21 protein-coding genes are annotated in these 21,111 nt (G+C 67.5%); 17 read left to right on the forward strand and 4 right to left on the reverse strand.

Annotated elements, in window-relative coordinates; translation table 11 throughout:
• Positions 1-170 precede the first annotated feature (170 nt).
• Positions 171-884: a 7-cyano-7-deazaguanine synthase QueC gene (queC, locus tag AAID08_RS26315; protein WP_054500494.1), complete on the reverse strand. Its 714-nt coding sequence runs from the start codon at positions 882-884 to the stop codon at positions 171-173.
• Positions 885-1,057: 173 nt separating this feature from the next.
• Between queC and ppc the strand changes: the two genes are divergently transcribed.
• The 4 genes from ppc to AAID08_RS26335 all read left to right on the forward strand — a co-directional run bounded on the left by ppc (position 1,058) and on the right by AAID08_RS26335 (position 7,660).
• Positions 1,058-3,904, forward strand: coding sequence for a phosphoenolpyruvate carboxylase (gene ppc / locus AAID08_RS26320; RefSeq protein ID WP_395757115.1), 2,847 nt, complete (start codon positions 1,058-1,060; stop codon positions 3,902-3,904).
• Positions 3,905-4,252: 348 nt separating this feature from the next.
• Complete coding sequence (locus tag AAID08_RS26325) at positions 4,253-5,188, forward strand: 3-hydroxyacyl-CoA dehydrogenase family protein (protein ID WP_049076596.1); 936 nt, start codon at positions 4,253-4,255, stop codon at positions 5,186-5,188.
• Between the two features lie 185 nt (positions 5,189-5,373).
• Complete coding sequence (locus tag AAID08_RS26330; RefSeq protein WP_049076597.1) at positions 5,374-6,714, forward strand: short-chain fatty acid transporter; 1,341 nt, start codon at positions 5,374-5,376, stop codon at positions 6,712-6,714.
• Between the two features lie 217 nt (positions 6,715-6,931).
• On the forward strand, positions 6,932-7,660 hold the full coding sequence (locus AAID08_RS26335) for an SDR family NAD(P)-dependent oxidoreductase (protein ID WP_024070575.1): 729 nt from the start codon (positions 6,932-6,934) through the stop codon (positions 7,658-7,660).
• A 50-nt stretch (positions 7,661-7,710) separates the two neighbouring features.
• Here AAID08_RS26335 and AAID08_RS26340 read toward each other — a convergent pair whose 3' ends face one another.
• Positions 7,711-8,493, reverse strand: a complete 783-nt coding sequence (locus tag AAID08_RS26340; RefSeq protein ID WP_144655653.1) for an IclR family transcriptional regulator — start codon at positions 8,491-8,493, stop codon at positions 7,711-7,713.
• A 169-nt stretch (positions 8,494-8,662) separates the two neighbouring features.
• Between AAID08_RS26340 and AAID08_RS26345 the strand changes: the two genes are divergently transcribed.
• From AAID08_RS26345 to AAID08_RS26370, 6 genes are read left to right on the forward strand one after another with little or no spacing between them, the layout of a single operon-like run.
• On the forward strand, positions 8,663-9,352 hold the full coding sequence (locus AAID08_RS26345; RefSeq protein ID WP_024070578.1) for a 3-oxoacid CoA-transferase subunit A: 690 nt from the start codon (positions 8,663-8,665) through the stop codon (positions 9,350-9,352).
• On the forward strand, positions 9,349-9,993 hold the full coding sequence (locus AAID08_RS26350) for a 3-oxoacid CoA-transferase subunit B (RefSeq protein ID WP_020926099.1): 645 nt from the start codon (positions 9,349-9,351) through the stop codon (positions 9,991-9,993). The genes AAID08_RS26345 and AAID08_RS26350 overlap by 4 nt, the downstream gene beginning before the upstream one ends.
• Before the next feature lie 54 nt (positions 9,994-10,047).
• The gene (gene catC, locus AAID08_RS26355) at positions 10,048-10,323 is read left to right on the forward strand and encodes a muconolactone Delta-isomerase (RefSeq protein ID WP_020926098.1); all 276 of its coding nucleotides are present in this window, start codon (positions 10,048-10,050) and stop codon (positions 10,321-10,323) included.
• Between the two features lie 12 nt (positions 10,324-10,335).
• Positions 10,336-10,632, forward strand: coding sequence for a YciI family protein (locus tag AAID08_RS26360; protein ID WP_006390035.1), 297 nt, complete (start codon positions 10,336-10,338; stop codon positions 10,630-10,632).
• Positions 10,633-10,687: 55 nt separating this feature from the next.
• Positions 10,688-11,467: a 3-oxoadipate enol-lactonase gene (pcaD, locus tag AAID08_RS26365; protein ID WP_049076601.1), complete on the forward strand. Its 780-nt coding sequence runs from the start codon at positions 10,688-10,690 to the stop codon at positions 11,465-11,467.
• Between the two features lie 3 nt (positions 11,468-11,470).
• Positions 11,471-12,511: a cyclase family protein gene (locus tag AAID08_RS26370; protein ID WP_064527348.1), complete on the forward strand. Its 1,041-nt coding sequence runs from the start codon at positions 11,471-11,473 to the stop codon at positions 12,509-12,511.
• 182 nt (positions 12,512-12,693) lie between these two features.
• Here AAID08_RS26370 and AAID08_RS26375 read toward each other — a convergent pair whose 3' ends face one another.
• Positions 12,694-13,065, reverse strand: coding sequence for a PsiF family protein (locus AAID08_RS26375; protein WP_054500489.1), 372 nt, complete (start codon positions 13,063-13,065; stop codon positions 12,694-12,696).
• Between the two features lie 468 nt (positions 13,066-13,533).
• On the opposite strand from AAID08_RS26375, the gene AAID08_RS26380 reads away from it, so the two are divergent.
• Positions 13,534-13,869: an FxLYD domain-containing protein gene (locus AAID08_RS26380; RefSeq protein ID WP_068952235.1), complete on the forward strand. Its 336-nt coding sequence runs from the start codon at positions 13,534-13,536 to the stop codon at positions 13,867-13,869.
• 313 nt (positions 13,870-14,182) lie between these two features.
• Positions 14,183-14,833, forward strand: a complete 651-nt coding sequence (locus AAID08_RS26385; protein WP_049076615.1) for a carbonic anhydrase — start codon at positions 14,183-14,185, stop codon at positions 14,831-14,833.
• Positions 14,834-15,344: 511 nt separating this feature from the next.
• Here the strand turns inward: AAID08_RS26385 and AAID08_RS26390 are convergent.
• Complete coding sequence (locus tag AAID08_RS26390; protein ID WP_231133035.1) at positions 15,345-16,001, reverse strand: GntR family transcriptional regulator; 657 nt, start codon at positions 15,999-16,001, stop codon at positions 15,345-15,347.
• 226 nt (positions 16,002-16,227) lie between these two features.
• Between AAID08_RS26390 and AAID08_RS26395 the strand changes: the two genes are divergently transcribed.
• The 5 genes from AAID08_RS26395 to AAID08_RS26415 all read left to right on the forward strand — a co-directional run bounded on the left by AAID08_RS26395 (position 16,228) and on the right by AAID08_RS26415 (position 21,110).
• On the forward strand, positions 16,228-17,019 hold the full coding sequence (locus AAID08_RS26395) for an SDR family NAD(P)-dependent oxidoreductase (protein WP_395757116.1): 792 nt from the start codon (positions 16,228-16,230) through the stop codon (positions 17,017-17,019).
• A 92-nt stretch (positions 17,020-17,111) separates the two neighbouring features.
• Positions 17,112-18,323: an ABC transporter substrate-binding protein gene (locus tag AAID08_RS26400; RefSeq protein ID WP_064527310.1), complete on the forward strand. Its 1,212-nt coding sequence runs from the start codon at positions 17,112-17,114 to the stop codon at positions 18,321-18,323.
• 122 nt (positions 18,324-18,445) lie between these two features.
• Positions 18,446-19,348 carry a branched-chain amino acid ABC transporter permease gene (locus AAID08_RS26405; protein ID WP_054417916.1) on the forward strand — a complete coding sequence of 301 codons (903 nt, stop codon included), beginning with the start codon at positions 18,446-18,448 and terminating at the stop codon, positions 19,346-19,348.
• Positions 19,345-20,349, forward strand: coding sequence for a branched-chain amino acid ABC transporter permease (locus tag AAID08_RS26410; protein WP_395757117.1), 1,005 nt, complete (start codon positions 19,345-19,347; stop codon positions 20,347-20,349). Before AAID08_RS26405 ends, AAID08_RS26410 begins: the two co-directional genes overlap by 4 nt.
• Entirely contained in the window at positions 20,346-21,110 is a 765-nt protein-coding gene (locus AAID08_RS26415; RefSeq protein WP_047992028.1) for an ABC transporter ATP-binding protein, read from the forward strand. Before AAID08_RS26410 ends, AAID08_RS26415 begins: the two co-directional genes overlap by 4 nt.
• Position 21,111 lies beyond the last annotated feature (1 nt).

A 21,111-nucleotide genomic window follows, 5' to 3' on the forward strand; every position in this document is an offset into this window, starting at 1 on the left:
TATATCGAAATAAAACTCACCGATGAGTGAAACGTAGCGACATGCGCGCGGCTACTGTGCCGGCGCAATCCGACGCCATTGCGGCGCGAGCCGGCAACGCGCCGCGGCGGGCCGCCGGGCGCTGTCAGAAGCGCGGGATCGTTGATGAAGGGGTGTTGCGGGCGGACGGCTCAAACAGCGCCCTGAGCCTGCCATTTGTCCCAGCCGGCGCGGCGCAGCTTGCAGGCCGGGCATTCGCCGCAGCCATAGCCCCAGGCATGGCGCGCGCCGCGCTCGCCCAGGTAACAGGTGTGGCTTTCCTCGACGATGGTCTCGACCAAGGCGTCGCCGCCCAACTGCTTTGCCAGCGCCCAGGTTTCCGACTTGTCGATCCACATCAGCGGCGTCTCGATGGTGACGCGGCTTCCCAACCCCAACCCCAGCGCCACCTGCTGCGCCTTGATGGTGTCGTCGCGGCAATCGGGATAGCCCGAAAAATCGGTTTCGCACATGCCGCCCACCAGCACGTCCAGTTGGCGCCGGTAGCCCAGCGCCGCCGCCAGCGTCAGGAACAGCAGGTTGCGTCCCGGCACGAAGGTGTTGGGCAAGCCATTTTCCTGCATCTCGATGGCGCGGTCGCTGGTCATGGCGGTGTCGCCCACCTGGCCCAGCACCTTCAGGTCCAGCAGATGGTCTTCGCCCAGGCGCGGCGCCCATTGCGGAAAGCGCGCGCGGATCTCGCGCAGCACGTTCAGGCGCGCATCCAGCTCGATGCGGTGGCGCTGGCCATAGTCGAACGCCACGGTTTCCACATGGGCATAGCGGTCCAGCGCCCAGGCCAGGCAGGTGGTGGAATCCTGTCCGCCCGAAAACAGCACGAGCGCGCGACGTTGGTGGTTCAGCATAAAAGGGGGTTTCTGCAAAGACTAAGGGATAGAGCCAGACTTTACCGCAGCCGGCCGTCTTCCCCGTAAGGAAGCCTGCGTAAAATCGGTGCCGTTCTCATTCATGGCTTCCCCCGCAGTGCGCATCACCTGACCCCTCCCTTTCTCCAGCAGCCCGACGGATCTCCCGCCCGATGAACGCCGCCCGCCCGCAGTCCGACCCCGCAGAACCCTTGCGTCACGATATCCGGCTGTTAGGCCGATTGCTTGGCGAGGTCATCGCCGAATGTGAAGGCAAACGCGTCTTCGACACCATCGAGACCCTGCGCCGCACCGCCGTCAAGTTCCGCCGCGAAGGCAATGCCGCCGACGGCAAGCTGCTGGAGCAGCGCGTCAAACAGTTGCAAGGCAGCGATCCCAACTCGGTGGCGCGCGCCTTCAGCTATTTCCTGCACCTGTCCAACATCGCCGAGGACCGCGACCAGAACCGCAGCCAGCGGGCCCGCGCCCTGGCCGGCGACGCGCCCGCGCGCGGCAGCCTGCGCGACGCGGTGCAGACCCTGGGCCGCCACGGCGTGACGCCCGCGCGCATCCGCCGCCTGCTGGCCGACGCCTGCGTCATGCCGGTGCTGACCGCCCACCCCACCGAAGTGCAGCGCAAGAGCACGCTCGACGTGCATCGCGAGATCGCCGCCGCGCTGTCCCAGCGCGACAACCCGCTGACGCCGGAAGAACTGGCCGAACTCGACGCCGCGCTGCTCGGCCGCGTGGCCACGCTGTGGCAGACCCGCATGCTGCGCTACACGCGCCTGACGGTGGCCGACGAGATCGAGAACGCGCTGTCGTACTACCGCAGCACCTTCCTGCAGGTCATCCCGCGCGTCTACGGCGACCTGTCCAAGCTGCTCAACCGCGATGCCAAGCCGTTCGGCGCGCCGCCGCCACCGCTGGAACCCTTCCTGCGCATGGGCAGTTGGATCGGCGGCGACCGCGACGGCAACCCGAACGTCGATGCCGGCACGCTGGAACGCGCGCTGCTGCGCCAGGCCACCGTACTGTTCGAGCACTACCTGCAGGAAGTGCATGCGCTGGGCGCCGAGCTGTCCATCACCACGCTGCTGATCGCGGTCGACCCGGCGCTGCTGGCACTGGCCGAGCACAGCGGCGACGACTCGCCGCATCGCAGCGACGAGCCCTACCGGCGCGCGCTGGTCGGCGTCTACGCGCGCCTGGCCGCCACCGCGCTGCGCCTGACCGGCCAGAACCTGGCGCGCCGCAGCACGGTCGCGGCGCAACCCTACGACACGCCGCAGGAGCTTTCCGCCGACCTGGCCGTCATCGCGGCCTCGCTGTCCGCGCATCATGGCGCGCCCATCGGCAAACTGCGCCTGGGAGGGCTGCAGCAAGCGGTCGAGGTGTTCGGCTTCCATCTCGCCACGGTCGACCTGCGCCAGAGCTCCGACGTGCACGAGCGCGCACTGGCCGAGCTGTTCAGCCGCGCCGGCGCCACCCGTGACGGCCAGCCGCTGGACTACCTGGCGCTGGACGAAGACGCGCGCGTGGCCCTGCTGCGCGCCGAACTGGCGCAGGCGCGGCCGCTGGCCTCGCCCTGGATCGCCTACAGCGAAGACACCACGCGCGAACTGGCGGTGTTGCGCGCGGCCGCCGCCGGCCGCCAGCGCTATGGCAAGCAGGCCGTGCGCCAGACCATCGTCTCGCACACCGAAACGCTCAGCGACCTGCTGGAAGTGATGGTGCTGCAAAAGGAAGCGGGCCTGATCGCGCCCGCCGGCCAGGACATCCCGGCAGAAGACGGTCTGATGGTGGTGCCGCTGTTCGAGACCATCCCCGACCTGCAGCGCGGCGCCGACATCATGGCCGCCTGGCTCGACCTGCCCGAGATCCGCGAGCGCGTGAAGCGCGCCCAGAACGGCGCCCAGGAAGTCATGCTGGGCTACTCGGACAGCAACAAGGACGGCGGCTTTCTCACCTCCAACTGGTCGCTGTACCAGGCCGAGCGCGCGCTGGTGGACGTCTTCTCCAGCCGCCACGTGCGCCTGCGCCTGTTCCATGGACGCGGCGGCTCGGTGGGCCGGGGCGGCGGCTCCAGCTTCGACGCCATCCTGGCGCAGCCGCCGGGCACGGTGGCCGGCCAGATCCGCCTGACCGAACAGGGCGAAGTCATCCAGAGCAAGTACAAGGACGCCGAGGTCGGCCGCTGGCACCTGGAGCTGCTGGTCGCCGCCACGCTCGAATCCAGCCTGGCGCCGCGCGCCGAGGCCACCAGCGCGGAAGACGCGCACATGGCGCAGCACGGCCCGGCCATGTCGTTCATGTCCGAGACCGCGCAGCGCAGCTACCGCGGCCTGGTGTATGACACGCCGCGCTTTGCCGAATACTTCTTCGCCGCCACCCCCATCGCCGAGATCGCCGGCCTGAACATCGGCTCGCGCCCCGCCTCGCGCAAGAAGGGCCAGCGCATCGAAGACCTGCGCGCCATTCCCTGGGGCTTTTCCTGGGCCCAATGCCGCCTGATGCTGACCGGCTGGTACGGCATGGGCTCGGCCATCGAGGCCTACCTGGAGACCGGCGCGCCGGGGGCGCCGCGCTCGCAGCGCGGCCGCCTGGCCCAGTTGCGCGAGATGGCGCGGGACTGGCCGGCCTTCCGCACCCTGCTGTCCAACATGGAGATGGTGCTGGCCAAGTCCGATCTGGCCATCGCCGCGCGCTATGCGCAGTTGGTGCCGCAGCGCGCGCTGCGCGAGAAGATCTTCGGCATGATCAGCGCCGAACACGCCCGCACCCTGGCCATGCTCAAGCTGCTGACCCGGCGCGAGCTGCTGGCCGACAACCCCGCGCTGCAGGCCTCGCTGCGCGAGCGCTTCGCCTACATCGACCCGCTCAACTACCTGCAGGTCGACCTGATCCGCCGCCACCGCGCCGCGCAGAAGGCGCCCGCCGCCGAGGCCGACGAACGCGTGCAACGCGCGATCCACCTGACCATCAACGGCATCGCCGCCGGGTTGCGCAACTCGGGGTGAGACAAGAGGGCAAAGCCGCGCCGGGGCCTCGCGCTCCGGCGCGCGCTTTGCCCCCATTCCATCGATTCGACCTTCCATGCAGCACGCGACGCGGCCTTCGCAGGCGGCCTCGCGCACGCTCCTCACTGTCCATCTGACGAACGCCCCAAAACGGCCATTTGTCCACCCCCGGCAACTTTTAGTACTATCTTCGTCAGAAATTCTATATACGCACAAATGTTCGCATATAGAACACAACGATTTTTCTGGCCCGCGCACAGGAAGACACCGACGGAAGAGACAGATCGCAGTTCCCTGGTTCCGCCTGTGCCGCCCGCCGCGCGCGCCCCGTAAGGCAAGCGAACCCTCATGGATACTCCCCTGCAGAACCTGGCCGTCATCGGCGCCGGCGCCATGGGCAGCGGCATCGCCGCGCTCTTCGCCTCGAAGGGATTGGACGTGGTCCTGGTCGATCCGATGGAAGGCGCCCTGGATCGCGCCCGCGCCGTCATCGAACGCCAGTTGAACGTCTACGCCCCCGGCCAGGTCGCCGCCGTGATGCAACGCATCCGCATGGCGCCCGGCCTGGACGCGGCCGCCGCCTGTGACCTCGTCATCGAGGCGGTGCCCGAGAACCTGGAACTCAAGCGCGGCCTGTTCGCCCAGCTCGACACGCTGTGCAAGCCCGAAGCGATCTTCGCCACCAACACCTCGGGCCTGTCGATCAATGCCATCGCCAGTGCTGTCACGCGCCGCGACCGCTTCGTCGGCACGCACTTCTTCACCCCCGCCGACGTCATCCCGCTGGTCGAAGTGGTGCGCAACGACGCCACCTCGGAAGACACCGTGGCGCGCGTCATGGCGACGCTGCGCCTGGGCGGCAAGCGCCCGGTGCTGGTGCGCCAGGACATTCCCGGCTTCATCGCCAACCGCATCCAGCACGCCCTGGCGCGCGAGGCCATCTCGCTGCTGGAAAAGGGCGTGGCCAGCGCCGAGGACATCGACGAAGTGGTCAAGTGGAGCCTGGGCATCCGCCTGGCGCTGTCCGGTCCGCTGGAACAGCGCGACATGAACGGCATCGACGTCCACTACGCCATTGCCAGCTATCTCTACAAAGACCTGGAAAACCGCACCGAGCCGTCCGACCTGCTCAAGAGCAAGGTGGAAAACGGCCAGCTCGGCGCCAAGAGCGGCCAGGGTTTCTACGCCTGGAGCCCCGAGCGCCGCGAACGGGTGCTGCGCGAGAAAAGCGCGGCGCTGGGCGAGCTGGCCGCGTGGCTCAACGCCAAGGCCGGCGATTCCTGACGCGGCAAGCGCAAGACCGAATACCTACACCATAAGGCGCGCGGCGATCCCTCCGACGCGCCAGCGGGCCACGAGCCCAACCACACAAAGAAACCGACCGTCCCATCCGCCAAGCGCCAACATCCGGCGCACGGCGGCGCAAGACACAAGAGCAATACGCCTTACCGGAGTTCGTAGGAGGCACCATGAATAAATTGGCATCTTTTTTCACTGAGCTGATGCGCAAGTATCTGCCCGATCCCTTTGTCTTCGCGATCGCGCTGACCCTGCTCACCGTGCTGCTGGCCATGGGCATCGAAGGCCAGGGCATCGGCGACGTGACCCGCGCCTGGGGCAAGGGCTTCTGGAGCCTGCTGGCGTTCACCACCCAGATGGCCGTGATCCTGGCCATGGGCTACGTGCTGGCCACCGCGCCGCTGACCGACCGCCTGCTCAACCGCATCGTCAGCCACGTGCACAAGCCGCACACCGCCATCATCGTCGCCACGCTGGTGGGCGGCATCGGCAGCTACCTGAACTGGGGCTTCGGCCTGGTCATCGGCGGCATCGTCGCCAAGAAGCTGGCGCTGAAGGTCAAGGGCGTGCACTACCCGCTGATCATCGCCGCGGCCTACAGCGGTTTCACCATGTACGGCCTGGGCCTGTCGGCCAGCATCCCCGTGCTGGTGGCCACCCCCGGCCACCCGACCGCCAAGCAGATGGGCATCATCCCGCTGACGGAAACCATCTTCTCGGTGCCGATGCTGATCACCAGCCTGGTGATCATCGTGACGCTGCCGCTGCTGAACGCCTGGCTGCACCCGAAGAAAGGCGAGAAGATCGTCGAAGTGGATCCGGCCATCGACCGCGACGCCAACGCGTCCAATGCGGCCGAAGACATGCTGGAGAAAGGCACCCTCGCCTCCAAGCTGAACAACAGCCGCATCCTCAGCCTGCTGATCGGCGCGCTCGGCGTGGCCTACGTCGCCTTCCACTTCATCGACGGCGGCTCGCTCGACCTGAACCTGATCAACTTCATCATCCTGTTCCTGGGCATCATCCTGCTGGGCACGCCGGCCGCCTACGTGGCCAAGCTGACCGAAGGCATCAAGACGATCTCGGGCATCATCCTGCAATACCCGTTCTACGCCGGCATCATGGCCATCATGGCCGCCTCGGGCCTGGTGACCACCATCTCCAAGGTGTTCGTGGACGTCGCCACGCCGGCCTCGCTGCCGTTCTGGGGCCTGATCAGCTCGTTCGTCATCAACTTCTTCGCGCCCTCGGCCGGCGGCCACTGGGTCATCCAGGGCCCGTTCATGATCGACGCCGCCCGCGAGATCGGCAGCGCGCTCAACCAGACCACCATGGCCGTGATGCTGGGCAATGCCTGGAACGACCTGGTGCAGCCCTTCTGGATCCTGCCGGCGCTGGCGCTGTCCAAGCTCAAGCTGCGCGACGTGATGGGCTATACGGTCATCATGATGCTGTGGGTCGGCGTGATCCACATCACCGCCGTCCTGGCATGGGGCTATCTGACGCATTAAGCCCCCCCGTACGCGCTTGCGCGCGCCCCCCAGGGGGCGACACCTGCAGACCGGAGAACGAGATCCACCCCGTACGCGCTCGCGCGCGCCCCCTCAAGGGGGCGACACCTGCAGACCGGCAGAGCCGGATCTGGCGGTGTCCTCGCTGGGGGAGACGGAACGTTGAGGGGCGGAGTTCCTGGGAACGCCGCGATTGAGAACTGAATTGGGAGCTGAGATGAGCAAACCTACCGCGTATCTGGTGACCGGCGGCAGCGCCGGGATCGGCGCCGCCATCGTCCGCATGCTGCTGGATGCCGGGCACAAGGTGGTCAACATCGACTACCGCCTGCCCGAGCATCCGCCGGCCGGGCTGGTGTCGTACCAGGCCGACCTGACCGACGAGGCGCGCACCAAGGAAGTGGCCGCCGAAGTGACCGCGGCCTACGACATCGTCGGCCTGGTCAACAACGCCGGCGCCACGCGCCCGGGCACCGCCGACACGGCCACCCTGGCCGACCTGGACTACGTGGTCAACCTGCATCTGCGCACCGCGCTGATCCTGGTGCAGGCCGCGCTGCCGGCGATGCGCGCGGCCGGCTTCGGCCGCATCGTCAACATGTCGTCGCGCGCCGCGCTGGGCAAGCCGGACCGCGTGGTCTATTCGGCCACCAAGGCCGGCCTGGTCGGCCTGACGCGCACGCTTGCGATGGAACTGGGCGGCGACGGCATCACCGTCAACGCCATCGGCCCCGGCCCCATCGCCACCGACCTGTTCACCAAGAGCAATCCGGCCGGCGCGCCGCAGACCGAACGCATCATCAACAGCATCGTGGTCAAGCGCCTGGGCACGCCCGAGGACGTGGCGCGCGCCGCCATGTTCTTCCTGTCGCCCGACAACGGCTTCGTCACCGGCCAGATGCTGTATGTGTGCGGCGGCACGACGCTGGGCGTCGCCCCGATCTGAGACCGGCCGCCATGTCCGCCAGCCTGCCCGACTCCGCCCGCCCGCGCCGCCTAGCGGCGCAGCAGCGCGTGGTTGATCTGGTCGGCGGCGTGGCGCAGCGGCGGCAGGAAGGTCGCCAGCATTTCCTCGCGCGAGAAGCGGTTGGCATGGCCGCTGACGTTCATCGCGGCGATCACGCGGCCGCTGCGGTCGACGATCGGCACCGCCACGGATTGCAGGCCCGGTTCCAGTTCCTGCGCCACGCAGGCGTAGCCGTCGGCGCGCACACCGGCCAGGATGGCCTTGAGCGCGCCGATGTCGGTCACGGTGTCCTTGGTGTAGGCCTGGATCTGGCTCATGGCCAGCACCCGGTCCAGTTCGGCCGCGGGCAGGCCCGCCAGCAGCACGCGGCCCATCGACGTCACCCAGGCCGGCAGGCGGCTGCCCACGGCCAGGTTGATGGTCATGACCTTGTGCGTCGACAGACGCAGGATGTAGACGATGTCGGCGCCCTCCAGCACCGACACCGAGCACGACTCGCGCGTCAGCTCGGCCACTTCTTCCATGTAGGGCAGCGCCAAGTTCCACAGCGGCGTGCCCGACAGGTAGGCGTAGCCCAGTTCGAGGATGCGCGGGGTCAGCGCGAACTTGCGGTCCTCGACCGTGACGTAGCCCAGGTGCTCCAGCGTCAGCAGGATGCGACGCGCGCCGGCGCGGGTCAGGCCGGTCACGGCCGCGACCTCGGACAGCGTCATCTGGGAACGATCCGGGCCGAACGCCCGGATCACGGACAGGCCGCGCGCAAAAGATTGAACGTAGCTGTCGCTGGGTTGCTGGGTTGCTTGCTCGGCCATCCGTCTACCGCGAGAAAAAACGTTGCCGCTGCCGGCAACCCTGGACGGGGAGGATCGGGCCGCGCCGGCTTGCCTTGACGGTCGACCATCCCCATGAAACGATGTTCTTCAGAAGAACGAAAGTTCTAATTAAGAACAAATTATGACACGCCACCTATGAGCGAACACCATGATTTCTAAGCTTGTTGCAAGCGCGGCGGCCGCCCTCGCCGACGTCCCCGACGGCGCCACCGTCATGATCGGCGGCTTCGGCACCGCCGGCCAGCCCATGGAACTGATCGACGCCCTGCTCGAGCAAGGCGCCAAGGATCTGGTCATCATCAACAACAACGCCGGCAACGGCACCACCGGCCTGGCCGCCCTGCTGGGCGCCAACCGCGTGCGCAAGATCATCTGCTCGTTCCCGCGCCAGGTGGACTCGCAGATCTTCGACGGCCTGTACCGCAGCGGCAAGATCGAGCTCGAACTGGTGCCCCAGGGCAACCTGGCCGAGCGCATCCGCGCCGCCGGCGCCGGCATCGGCGCGTTCTTCTCGCCCACCGGCTACGGCACCCCGCTGGCCGACGGCAAGGAAACCCGCGAGATCAACGGCCGCCAGTACGTGCTGGAATATCCGCTGCACGCCGACTACGCGCTCATCAAGGCCGAGCGCGGCGACCGCTGGGGCAACCTGGTGTACCGCAAGACCGCGCGCAACTTCGGCCCCATCATGGCCAGCGCCGCGCGCGTGGCCGTGGCGCAGGTGCGCGAAGTCGTCGAACTGGGCGCCCTCGATCCGGAAACCGTCGTCACCCCCGGCATCTTCGTGCAGCGCGTCGTGCAGATCGACGCCGCCCAGGCCGCCAAGGAGCAGCAATGAGCACCAAACTGACCCGCGACCAGATCGCCGCCCGCGTCGCCCAGGACATCCCTGAAGGCGCCTACGTCAACCTCGGCATCGGCCTGCCGACGCTGGTGGCCAACCACCTGCCGGCCGACCGCGAAGTCATCCTGCACACCGAGAACGGCATGCTGGGCATGGGTCCCGCGCCGGCCAAGGGCGAGGAAGACTACGACCTCATCAACGCCGGCAAGCAGCCCGTCACCGAACTGCCCGGCTGCTCGTTCTTCCATCACGCCGACTCGTTCGCGATGATGCGCGGCGGCCACCTGGACATCTGCGTGCTGGGCGCCTTCCAGGTGTCGCAGCACGGCGACCTGGCCAACTGGCACACCGGCGCGCCCGACGCCATCCCCGCCGTGGGCGGCGCGATGGACCTGGCCATCGGCGCCAAGGACGTCTTCGTCATGATGGAACTGCAGACCCGCGAAGGCCAGAGCAAACTGGTCGACGCCTGCACCTATCCGCTGACCGGCGTGCGCTGCGTGTCGCGCGTGTACACCGACGTGGCCGTGTTCGACATCCGCGCCGACGGCGTCACGGTGATCGACATGTTCGGCGAAACCACCGCCGACGAACTGCTGCGCCTGACCGGCCTGCCGCTGAAGTTTTCCAACTGATCATTCCCCCCGCGCCCCGGCAACGCCGGGGCCGATTTCCTGGAGACACCCATCATGTTGTTCATGGTTCAAATGCAGGTCAATCTGCCCGTCGACATGCCGGCGGCCCAAGCCGACAAGCTCAAGGCCGACGAAAAGGCCCTGGCGCAGCAGCTGCAACGCGACGGCAAGTGGAAGAGCCTGTGGCGCGTCGTCGGCCGCTACGCCAACGTCAGCATCTTCGACGTGCAGGACAACGACGAGCTGCACGCGCTGCTGTCGTCGCTGCCGCTGTTCCCCTACATGGACATCCAGGTGACGGCGCTGGCGCGCCATCCCTCGGCCATCTGAACGGAGCCGCCCATGCCCTACATCATCGAAACCTTCGACAAGCCCGACCACCAGGCCGTGCGCCAGCAGCATCGCGCCGCGCACCTGGAATACCTGGACGCCAACAAGCATCTGCTGCTGGCCTGCGGCGCCAAGCTGCAGGATGACGGCAAGGACCTGGGCGGCGGCCTGTACATCGTCGACTTGGACACGCGCGAGGCCGCGCAGCAGTTCATCGACGCCGATCCCTTCGCCCAGGCGCAGCTGTTCCAGCGCGTGACCATCACGCGCTGGCGCAAGGCCTACGTCGACGGCACCTGCTATCTGTAATCGCCACGCGGCCGCCTCCGGGGGGCCGCGCTTTCATTCCCCGAGGATTTTCCGCATGTCTTACGCCGATCTCAGCCAGGCACGGCTGTTCTACGTCATCGATGGCCCCGCCGACGCGCCGGTGCTGGTGCTCTCCAATTCGCTGGGCACCAACGCCGACATGTGGGCGCGCCAGGTTCCCGCGCTGAGCAAGCACTTTCGCGTGCTGCGCTACGACACCCGCGGCCACGGCAAGTCCTCGGTCCCCGACGGCGAATACACGTTCGCGCAACTGGGCAACGACGTCGCCGAACTGCTGGCGCACCTGAACATCGAACGCGCCCACTTCTGCGGCCTGTCGATGGGCGGCCCCACCGGCCTGTGGCTGGCGCTGAACCGGCCCGAGCTGATCGGCAAGCTGATCCTGTGCAACACCGCCGCGCGCATCGGCTCGGCCGAAGGCTGGAGCGCCCGCATCGCCGCCGTGGCCGAACAGACGCTGGAAAAGATGGCCCCGACCCTGGTCGAGCGCTGGCTCACCGACGGCTACCGCGCCGCCGAGCCGGGCCTGTCGCAAGTGCTGGTCGATATGCTGCGCCGCACCCCCGACGCCGGCTACTCGGGCAACTGCGCCGCGCTGCGCGACGCCGACTTCCGCGAACAGGTGTCGGCCATCAAGGCGCCGACGCTGGTCATCAGCAGCACCCACGACCTGGCCGCCACGCCCGCGCAGGGCCAGGAACTGGCCGCCGCCATCAGCGGCGCGCGCTACCTCGAACTGAACACCTCCCACATCTCCAACTGGGAACAACCGGAAGCCTTCACCCGCGCGGTGGTCGACTTCCTCGCGGAGTAAGCCATGCAGCGCTGGACCCATCGGCCCGAAGGCTCCAACTGGGGCGACTTCGGACCCGACGACCAACTCGGCCGCCTCAATCTCATCACCGAAGAACAGGTCCTGAAAGGCGCGCGTGAAATCCGCGCCGGCAAGACCTTCTGCCTGTCGCTGCCGCTGGACCTGCCCGGCGGCAACGTGCTCAACCCGCGGCGCCATCCGCCGCAGTTGAGCCCGACCCGGCTGGCCGACACGCCCTACCTGAACTTCCCGCTGCGCAACGTCAACCCGGACGCGGTCGACGTGCTGAGCGACGACCAGGTGCTGCTGTCGATGCAGTACTCGACGCAATGGGACGCGCTGGCGCACGTCGGCGCGCTGTTCGACGCCGACGGCGACGGCCAGCCCGAGCTGCGCTACTACAACGGCTACCAGGCCGGCGTCGACGTCGTCGGCCCGGCCGACGGCGACCACACCGGCTGCGGCTGCAACAGCGGCGGCCCCTCGGCCGCGCTGAAGCTGGGCGTCGAAAACCTGGCGCAGAAAGGCATGCAGGGCCGCGGCGTGCTGCTGGACCTGGCGCGCCACTACGGCCCCGGCCGCACCCTGGTCGGCCACGCCGAGATCCAGCACGTGCTGAAGACGGACGGCATCGAGATCGAGCCCGGCGACATGCTGGTGCTGCGCACCGGCTACGCCGAAGCCGTGGTCGCCATGGCCGGCAAGCCCGACGCCGAAGTGCTGCACACCTACGGCGCCGCGCTCGACGGCACCGACGCCGCGCTGCTGCAGTGGATCACCGACAGCGGCATCGCCGCCATCTGCGCCGACAACTACGCCGTGGAAGCCTATCCCGCGCGCGAGAAAACCGGCCCGCGCGCCATGCTGCCGCTGCACCATCACTGCCTGTTCAAGCTGGGCCTGCCGCTGGCCGAGCTGTGGTACCTGAAGGATCTGGCCGACTGGCTGCATGCCAACGGCCGCCACCGCTTCATGCTGACCGCCCCGCCGCTGCGCCTGCCGCACGCGATCGGCTCGCCGGTCACGCCGATCGCGACGGTGTAGGCGACGCGCCTCGGGTCGCGCCGGGCGCGGCCGGGAGGCCCGCCTGGCAGGCAGGGCCGTCCACGACCGTGCCGCGATCCTGGCCCACGGCAACCGATCACGTCCTGCTTGCGACGCGCAGAAAAAAGCGCCGGTCCGTTCAACGGCCGGCGCTTTTCACCTGCGCGGAATCAACGCCGCGTTCAGCCCTTCAGGCAGGTGCTCATGAAGGTCTTGCGCTTGTCGCCGGTCAGCTTCTGTTCGCCGGCCTTGGCGTTGCAGTCCTTCATCTTCTGCTGCTGCGGCGTCAACTGCTTGGCGGGCGGCGGCGCCTCGCCCTTCAGGCAGGCGCTCATGTACGTCTTGCGCTCGTCGCCCTTCTTGCCTTCGGCCGACTTGTTGCAATCGGCCATGCGCTGCTGCTGCGGGGTCGGCGTCTTGGCTGCCGGCGTGGCGGCGGGCGCGGGGGTCTTGGCGGGCGCGGGCGTGGCGGCCGGCGTCTGGGCGTGGACGGCGCCCAGGAAGCAGGCGGACAACACGATGGCCGAAGCCAATTGGCTAGTACGAGAAAGCATGAGTTCCTCCCTTGATCGCCCGCCGGCGCCATCCTGGCGCGCGCCCGGGCCGCAAGATCCGCCGGCCAAGTTGCCGGCGTGGTCATCATCGGACAAAGCCGCATGCTCCGCAAGCGCCGAAAGGACAACAAATGCTAACGCCGCCGCGATCATTCAGCTTGCGGAAAGGTGGTGCCAGACCGTTCCGGCGACGGCCATTTTTCCTCCGAAAACCGTGCACCGCCCACCCACGCCACCGCGCCGAGATTCCACCCAAATCGCCTGAAACGCCCGCAAGTTGGAGACATTCCGATGCACTTGTGGCATCCAGGGCGGAATCTGCGGCTATCCCCAGCAACCTGTTACCCATTCATCCCTTTGGGCCGTTGTGCCCGGGTCGGGAAAGGTGTGAGATAGACGCATGCCCCGACACGCGACGCCAAAGACCGCGACCGGGACGCCCCGGCAGCCGGGCAACAGGAGACCGCCATGAAATCCGCCCTCGCCATCCTCGCATTGCTGGCCGGCCTGACCGGCGCCGCCCACGCGCAAAGCCTGTACGGCGTCACGCTCGGCAATATCCAGGCCGTCCGCGACACCAACGAAAACCAGTCCACCATCACCGGTTTGCTCGCCAACCAGTCCAGCCGCGCCGTCAACTACGTGATGCTGACTTTCGTCCTCTACGACGACCAGGGCCGCGAGATCGGCCGGGTGCGCGATGACGACATCGGCCCCCTGGCGCCGGGCCAGATCAAGACCATCCGCGCCATCACGCCGCTCCGATTCGCCAAGGTCACCGCCCTGGACATCCGCGCCCGATGAATGGTTGGCCCCCACGCTGCGCGCTGCGCGCTTGCTGCCCCCCGAGGGGGCTGTCCGGCCTTCGGGCGGCCGGGCGGCCGGACGGCTTTTCTTGCGCGACGGACGTGCGCTTTCCACGCTGCGCTTACTTGCCCAACGGATTGCTCCGGCAAAAAAACCCTTATCTGGATAGGGTTTAGTCAAGCCGGCGTCAGGCCAATTGTGGGAAAATTCCGCAGCCGACTCGACAAAAGGGGCTTCCACACGAAGCCCCTTGTTGCGTCTGCCGGCACGCCGGCATGCCCGGCCTCGTTACCAAGGAAGTGAAAAGATCATGTTTCCCAAAAGACTCACCGAAGGCTATCAGTCCTTTCTCGCCGGCCGTTTCCATTCCGAACGCAGCCGCTACGAAAAGCTGGCCGAAACTGGGCAAAGCCCGGAAATCCTGATCATCGGCTGTTGCGACTCGCGCGTCTCGCCCGAAGCGATCTTCGACGCCGGCCCCGGCGAAATGTTCGTCGTGCGCAACGTCGCCAACCTGGTTCCGCCCTGTGATCCCGATTCCGAATCCTCGTACCACGGCACCAGCGCCGCGATCGAGTTCGCCGTCAACGGCCTGAACGTCAAACACATCGTCGTCCTCGGCCACGCCTCCTGCGGCGGCATCCGCGCCTTCTTCGACGACGCCAAGCCGCTCACCAAGGGCGACTTCATCGGCAAGTGGATGTCCCAGATCGCGCCCGTCGCCGAAGAACTCGGCCCCGGCGGCGACGACCGCGCCGCCAACCTCAAGCGCCTCGAACTCGCCGTCATCGGCCACAGCCTGAACAACCTGATGACCTTCCCCTCCATCCGCCGCCGCGTCGAAAGCGGCGACCTGGAGCTGCACGGCACCTACTTCGGCGTCGCCACCGGCGTCCTGTTCCTGCGCGACCCCGCCACCGGCGAATTCAGTCCCTGCCTGGAAACCGGCCTGCCCGGCTGATCGCTCCGCGAACGCGGCGGCTCGGCCGCCGCGTGCATACCGCCACAGGCAAATAGCGCAGGCGCATTCGCGCCAAGCAAACGCGGCTAGCACGCCAAACCGTCACTACGCAGCCGCAACATCACCCGGCCAGCGCAGCGCCATCACCAGCGCGCAGCGTCATCCCCCCGACGCCAGACACCCAAACGCCAAAGAAGGCCGCCCGCGCGGCCGCCTTTGGCGACCCCGCAAGACCTTCCCCTACCCCCGATCGCTGGCAAAAACGCCAAGCAAACAACTAGCCCCCACGGCCGCCGTTAAGTCTCATCGCGAGCGGGTGACGGGGCAGGCGGGGGATGGCGGGGCGTGTAGATGCGCCCGACGGAATCTGAAGGGAAGGCCGAAGGCCTGGACGAAGATGAGGAAGGGGTAGTCCGGAGCGAACGCTCCGGACCGCAATCGTAGCCCCGCCATCCCCCGCCTGCCCCGGCACCCGCGCCTAAAGAACCCAACAACAACGCCAGCAATCCCCTCAAACCCGATAGGCCTGCGCCAACCTCTCATAATTACTCTTGAGAATGATCCCCGCATAGTAGACATGCTCCCGCATCAGATCCTCAGCCCGCGCCCCATCCCGCGCAATAATGGCATTGACGATCCGATGATGATCATCATGCGACCGCAGAATGATCCCATGGTCCTCCCACAGGATGATCCGATCCGACGCATACGGAATCGCCTGCGCCTGCGTCGCGAACCGCTTCACCCACGGATTGCCCGCCGCCTCCAGGATCCCGTTGTGCAACGTGATGTTGACCTGCTGGTACGGCAGATGATCCTCCGCCAGCAGCACGCCCTTGCCGAGAATGCGATCGCCTTCGTCCAGGCAGTTCTTCAGCACCGCCACGGCGTCATTCGATAAACCGCGCAGCGCCGCCTGCCGACAGGCCAGGCCCTCGAGCGCCGCGCGCACCTCATAGGCCGCCACGATCTCGGCCAGGTCATAGGCCCGCACGGTGTAGCCGCGCTTGGGCAGATGCTCCAGCAGCCCCTCGTTGCCCAGCGTCGCCAGGGCCGCCCGCACCGGCGTGCGCGACACCCCCAGTTTCTCGGCCAGCGGGATTTCCTCCAGGCGGGCCCCGGGGCTGAACTTGCCATGCAGCACCCAGTCCCGCAGCGTATCGGTCACGTGTTGAGATAGCGTATCCATGCCTGCATTGTATACATGAAGAATACATGCGACACCGCCCCTTACCACCGCGCTAGGGCTTTCCCCAATGAGAACAATCAAATCCCATCGGTAGATGCGGGAAACCCCCTATACCTGCCATCCCATCATGTATACATAATCGCCAAAAATTCAGATCAGCGGGCGCCCCTCCCAAGGCAGGCGAATCCGCCTCACAGGAGACAGCATGTCCAATGTATCCACGCCGGCCGCGGGCCCGGCCCCGCGGCTCGCGCTCGTCACCGGCGGCGGCGGCGGCATCGGCGCCACCATCTGCCAGGAGCTGGCCCGCGCCGGCTACCGCGTGGTGGCGTCGGACGTGGACGCCCAGCGCGCCCGTCGCGTGGCCGACGAACTCGGCGCGCCGCACAGCGCCCATGCCTTCGACGTCAGCGACGAAAGCGCCGTCGAAACGGCGTTCGACCAGATCGAGCAGGCTCACGGCCCCATCGCCGTGCTGGTCAGCGCCGCCGGCCTGCTGCTGTTCCAGGCCAACGGCGAACGCCCGCTGATCAAGGACACCACGCTCGACATCTGGGAACGCAGCTTCGCCGTCAACGCGCGCGGCGTGTTCCTGTGCGGCCGCGCCTACCTGCGCCGGCGCGAAGCCGCGCCGCTCCAGCATGGCCGCATCGTCACCTTCACCTCGGTCGCCGCGCAGTTGGGCGGCTATCGCTCCAGCGCCTCGTACATCGCCGCCAAATCCGCCGTGCTGGGCCTGACCAAGGCCATGGCGCGCGAGTCCGCGCACCTGGGCATCACCGTCAACGGCATCGCGCCGGGGCTGATCGACACCGACATGCTGCGCAGCACCGTCACCAGCAGCGGTGCGCTGGCCGCCGCGGCGCAGGCGATTCCGCTGGGCCGCATCGGCACGGTGGACGACGTCGCCGCCGCCGTGCGTTTCCTGGCCTCGGAAGAAGCGGGCTACATCACCGGCAGCGTCATCGACGTGAACGGCGGCTACCGCATGCAATGAACACTGTGCAGTGAACCCAATCCGGCGGCCTAGCCGCCACGCAGCAACGCGCCATGGATAAAGGCGCGCACTCAAAAAACGGGAGACAAACCATGAAGCCTCTTCGCCGCCACGCGGCCGCCGCGCTATGCGCCCTTGCCCTGGGCGCCTCCGCCCAGGCCCAGCAGGAACCCGGCATCACCGACAAGACCATCCGCATCGGCCTGTTCGCGCCCCTCTCGGGCAGCGGCATGGCCTATGGCTTTGACGTGCTGAACGCCGCCAAGATGTGGTACGCCAAGGTCAACAAGGAAGGCGGCGTCCACGGCCGCCAGATCGAACTGGTGATCGAGGACGACCGCTGCAACGCCAACGACCTGGTGGCTGCGGTCAAGAAGCTGACCGAGCAGGACAAGGTGTTCCTGCTGAACGGCGGCTCATGCTCGGCCGCCGTGGTGGCCGCGCGCGAATACGTCGAGCGCGAGAAGGTGCCGCTGGTCATGCTCAACGCCTCGGGCGACGGCGCGCTGTATCCGCCGTCCAAATACATCTACGGCGCGTTCTCGATCTCGCAGCACGCCGTGGGCGGCTCGATGGTGCAGTTCGCCAATGAGCACCTGAAGGCCGCCAAGATCGGCTACATCAACCATGACGACGCCTACGGCGGCTGGAACCTGGAAGCCGCGCAGGCCCAGGCCAAGCAGTTGGGCAACGTGAACCTGCAGGTGCAATCGGTCAATCCCAACATCACCGACGTCACCGCGCCGATGCTCAAGATCCGCGCCGCCAACCCGGACGTGCTGCTGCTGACGACCTATGCCCGCCCCGCCGCGCTGATCATCAAGAAGGCGCAGGAACTGGGCTGGAACAAGCCCATCGTGCTGGCCGTCAACGGCACCGCCGACCTGAAGCAACTGGTGGAGAACGTCGGCAACAAGGACGCCTTCAAGAATGTCTACATCCAGGAAGTGCTGAGCGACATGCCCGGCGGTCCCAAGCTGACCTGGGTCTACGACATGTACAAGCAGGCCTATCCGGACCTGGCCGCCAAGCCCGGCCACCCGCAGACCTACATGCCCTACGGCCTGCCGCCGGCGATGGCGGTGGTCAATGCGCTCAAGGCCGCCGGCCCGCAGCCCACCCGCGAGAAGGTGCTGGCCGCGCTGGAGACCATGAAGTTCGATTCCGGCGTCATGGCCGGCCCGATCGAGTTCGGCCCGAACGACCGCGCCGCGCAGGAAGCGGCCATCTACATCAAGTTCGACGGCACCAACATGTCGCTCGTGCCGGGCGCCTTCAAGAGCGTCTGGCAGTACCAACCGTAACCGCCGCCACAGGCCGGTGTGCTGTCCCGTAGATACGTGCGCACGACGTGCGGGCGCATCTGCGGGACAGCGCACCCAGTCCGCGCCGCGGCGCAGCGCCGCGCGGACCGCTGGAGACCATCATGAGCTTTGCCGATATCTGGTTGTTCCTGCAGCAGGGGGTGCTGTCGGGACTGGTGACGGGCAGCGTGTACGCGCTGCTGGCGGTCGCCGTCGTCATTATCTTCAAGACCACCGACGTGCCCAACTTCGCCCAGGGCGAGATCTTCATGGTCGGGGGCTACATCGCCCTGTTCCTGACCCTGGTGATGGGCTGGCCCTACCTGGCGGTCATTCCGGTGACGCTGGCCGTGGTGGCCGTGGTCTCCGGCCTGTTCCAGCGCGTCGTCATGGAGCGCGTCATCGCCTCCAGGGGCGTTGGCGTGCAGATGGTGATCGCCACGCTGGGCCTGGCCTACGCCCTTAAAGGGCTGGTGCGCCAGAGCGGGCTGGGCGACACGCCGCGCTCGCTGCCGCCGCTGGCTCCGACCGACGCCATCCTCATCGGCGACGCCGTGCTGACGCAACTGGACCTGGTGATCTTCGCCGTGGCCGTGGGCGTGATGCTGCTGCTGTACGGGATGTTCACCTATACGCGTGTCGGCAAGGCCATGCGCGCCGTCGGCATGAATCCCAAGGCCGCGCGCCTGGTGGGCGTGAACCTGACGCGCATCCGCATGATGGTGTGGGCGCTGTCCGGGTTGATCTCGGCCGTGGCCGCGCTGCTCATCACGCCCAAGATCCTGATCACGCCGGACATCGGCCACATCGCCATCCTGGCCTACGCGGCCGCCATCGTCGGCGGCATCACCAGCCTGCCCGGCGCGGTGGTCGGCGGCTTCGTGATCGGCGTGGCCGAGAACCTGGTGGGCCTGTTCATTTCGACCAACGCCATCGTGGTGGCGCCCTTCGTCGCCATCATGGTGGTGCTGCTGCTGCGTCCGCAAGGCCTGCTGGGCGGCAAACTGCAGGTGAAGAAAGTATGAAATCCAATACCGACCGCGCCCTGCTGGCGCTGATGGCCGTGGCGCTGGCGGCCCTGCCGTTCATGGCCAGCGGCTATGTGATCTACGTCGTCAACCTGCTGATGGTGTTCGTGGTGCTGGCCCTGGGCCTGCACATCGTCATCGGCGAGACCGGACAGTTCGCCCTGTCGCATGCCGCGTTCTATGGCGTCGGCATCTATACGGCGGGACTGATCAACAATCTCTGGCATCCGCCCTTCTTCGTGTCGATCGTGGCCGGCGGGCTGCTGGCCGCGCTGCTGGGCTACGTCATCGGCGCCCTGGCGCTGCGCATGCGCGACATCTACCTGGCGCTGTCGACCTTCGCCTTCGGCGAAGCGATGCAGTGGGTGTTCCTGAACTGGCAGTCGGTGACCAATGGCTCGAACGGCTTCCGCATTTCGCCGGCCACGCTGTTCGGCTATGAACTGGTGACCGACATCAAGGCCTATCCGTTCGTGGTCGCGATCGCCGCGCTGCTGCTGTGGATCACCGTGGCGCTGTCGCGCTCGCAGCTAGGCTCGGCTTTTCGCGCCGTGCGCGAGAGCGACGTGGCGGCGCAGGCCATGGGGGTGAACGTCAACGCCATCAAGCGCACCGCCTTCACGCTGTCGGCCGCCTACGCCGGCATCGCCGGCGGCATGTACACCACCTTCGCCTCGTTCATCCACCCGGAAAGCCTGGGCTTCCAGACCACCATCCTGATCCTGACCATGGTGGTGGTGGGCGGCATCGGCTCGGTGCGCGGCGCCATCGCCGGCGCGATCGGCTTCGGCCTGATCTCGGAACTGCTGCGCCAGGCGCTGTCGTTCCAGGAAATCATCTACGGCGTGATCCTGATGGGCTTCATGATGTTCGCGCCCAAGGGTCTGTTCGCCAGCCGCGAGGCGCGCCGCCGCGCGCCGCCGCCGGCCGCCCCGTTGCCCGCGCGCCGGGGCGCCCAGGGCGCCACCGCCAAACCCACGCAAAGGAGCGCGGCATGAGCGCCCACCCCTACCTCGACGTCCAGGGCCTGACGGTGAAGTTCGGCGGTCTGACCGCCATCAACGGCCTGTCGATGCAGGTCGAGCGCGGCCGCATCCACGCGCTGATCGGCCCCAACGGCGCCGGCAAGTCCACCACCTTCAACTGCGTCTCGCGCTACTACCGGCCGACGCAGGGCCGCATTGTGTTCGACGGCGTCGACATCACGAAGAAGAAGCCGCACGAAATGGCCGCGCTGGGCGTGGCCCGCACCTTCCAGAACCTGGAACTGTTCAGCGCGCTGACGGTGCGCGAGAACGCGCTGCTGGGCACCTATGCGCACGGCGCCAGCACGGCCGCGCGCCTGCTGCGCCCGGCCAATGCCGAGGCGCGCGAACGCGTCGAGCACCTGCTCGAACGCGTCGGCCTGGCCGACTTCCTCGACACGCCCGCGTGCAGCCTGGACTTCGGCCGCCAGAAGATGCTGGAACTGGCGCGCGCGCTGGCCATCTCGCCCAAGCTGCTGTTGCTGGACGAACCCGCCGCCGGCCTGCGCAACCGCGAGATCGAGACGCTCGACCGCATCCTCACCGAGCTGTGCGAACGCGACGGCATCACGGTGCTGCTGGTCGAGCACGTGATGCAACTGGTGATGTCGATCTCGGATCGCATCACCGTCATGTCATTCGGCGAGAAGATCGCCGAAGGCACGCCCGCGGAGGTGCGCAGCAACCCCCGCGTCATCGAAGCCTATCTGGGCAAGGGAGCCGCCGGTGGCTGAG

Source organism: Achromobacter sp. EB05 (assembly GCF_044232075.1).
GTDB classification, from domain to species: domain Bacteria; phylum Pseudomonadota; class Gammaproteobacteria; order Burkholderiales; family Burkholderiaceae_B; genus Achromobacter; species Achromobacter dolens.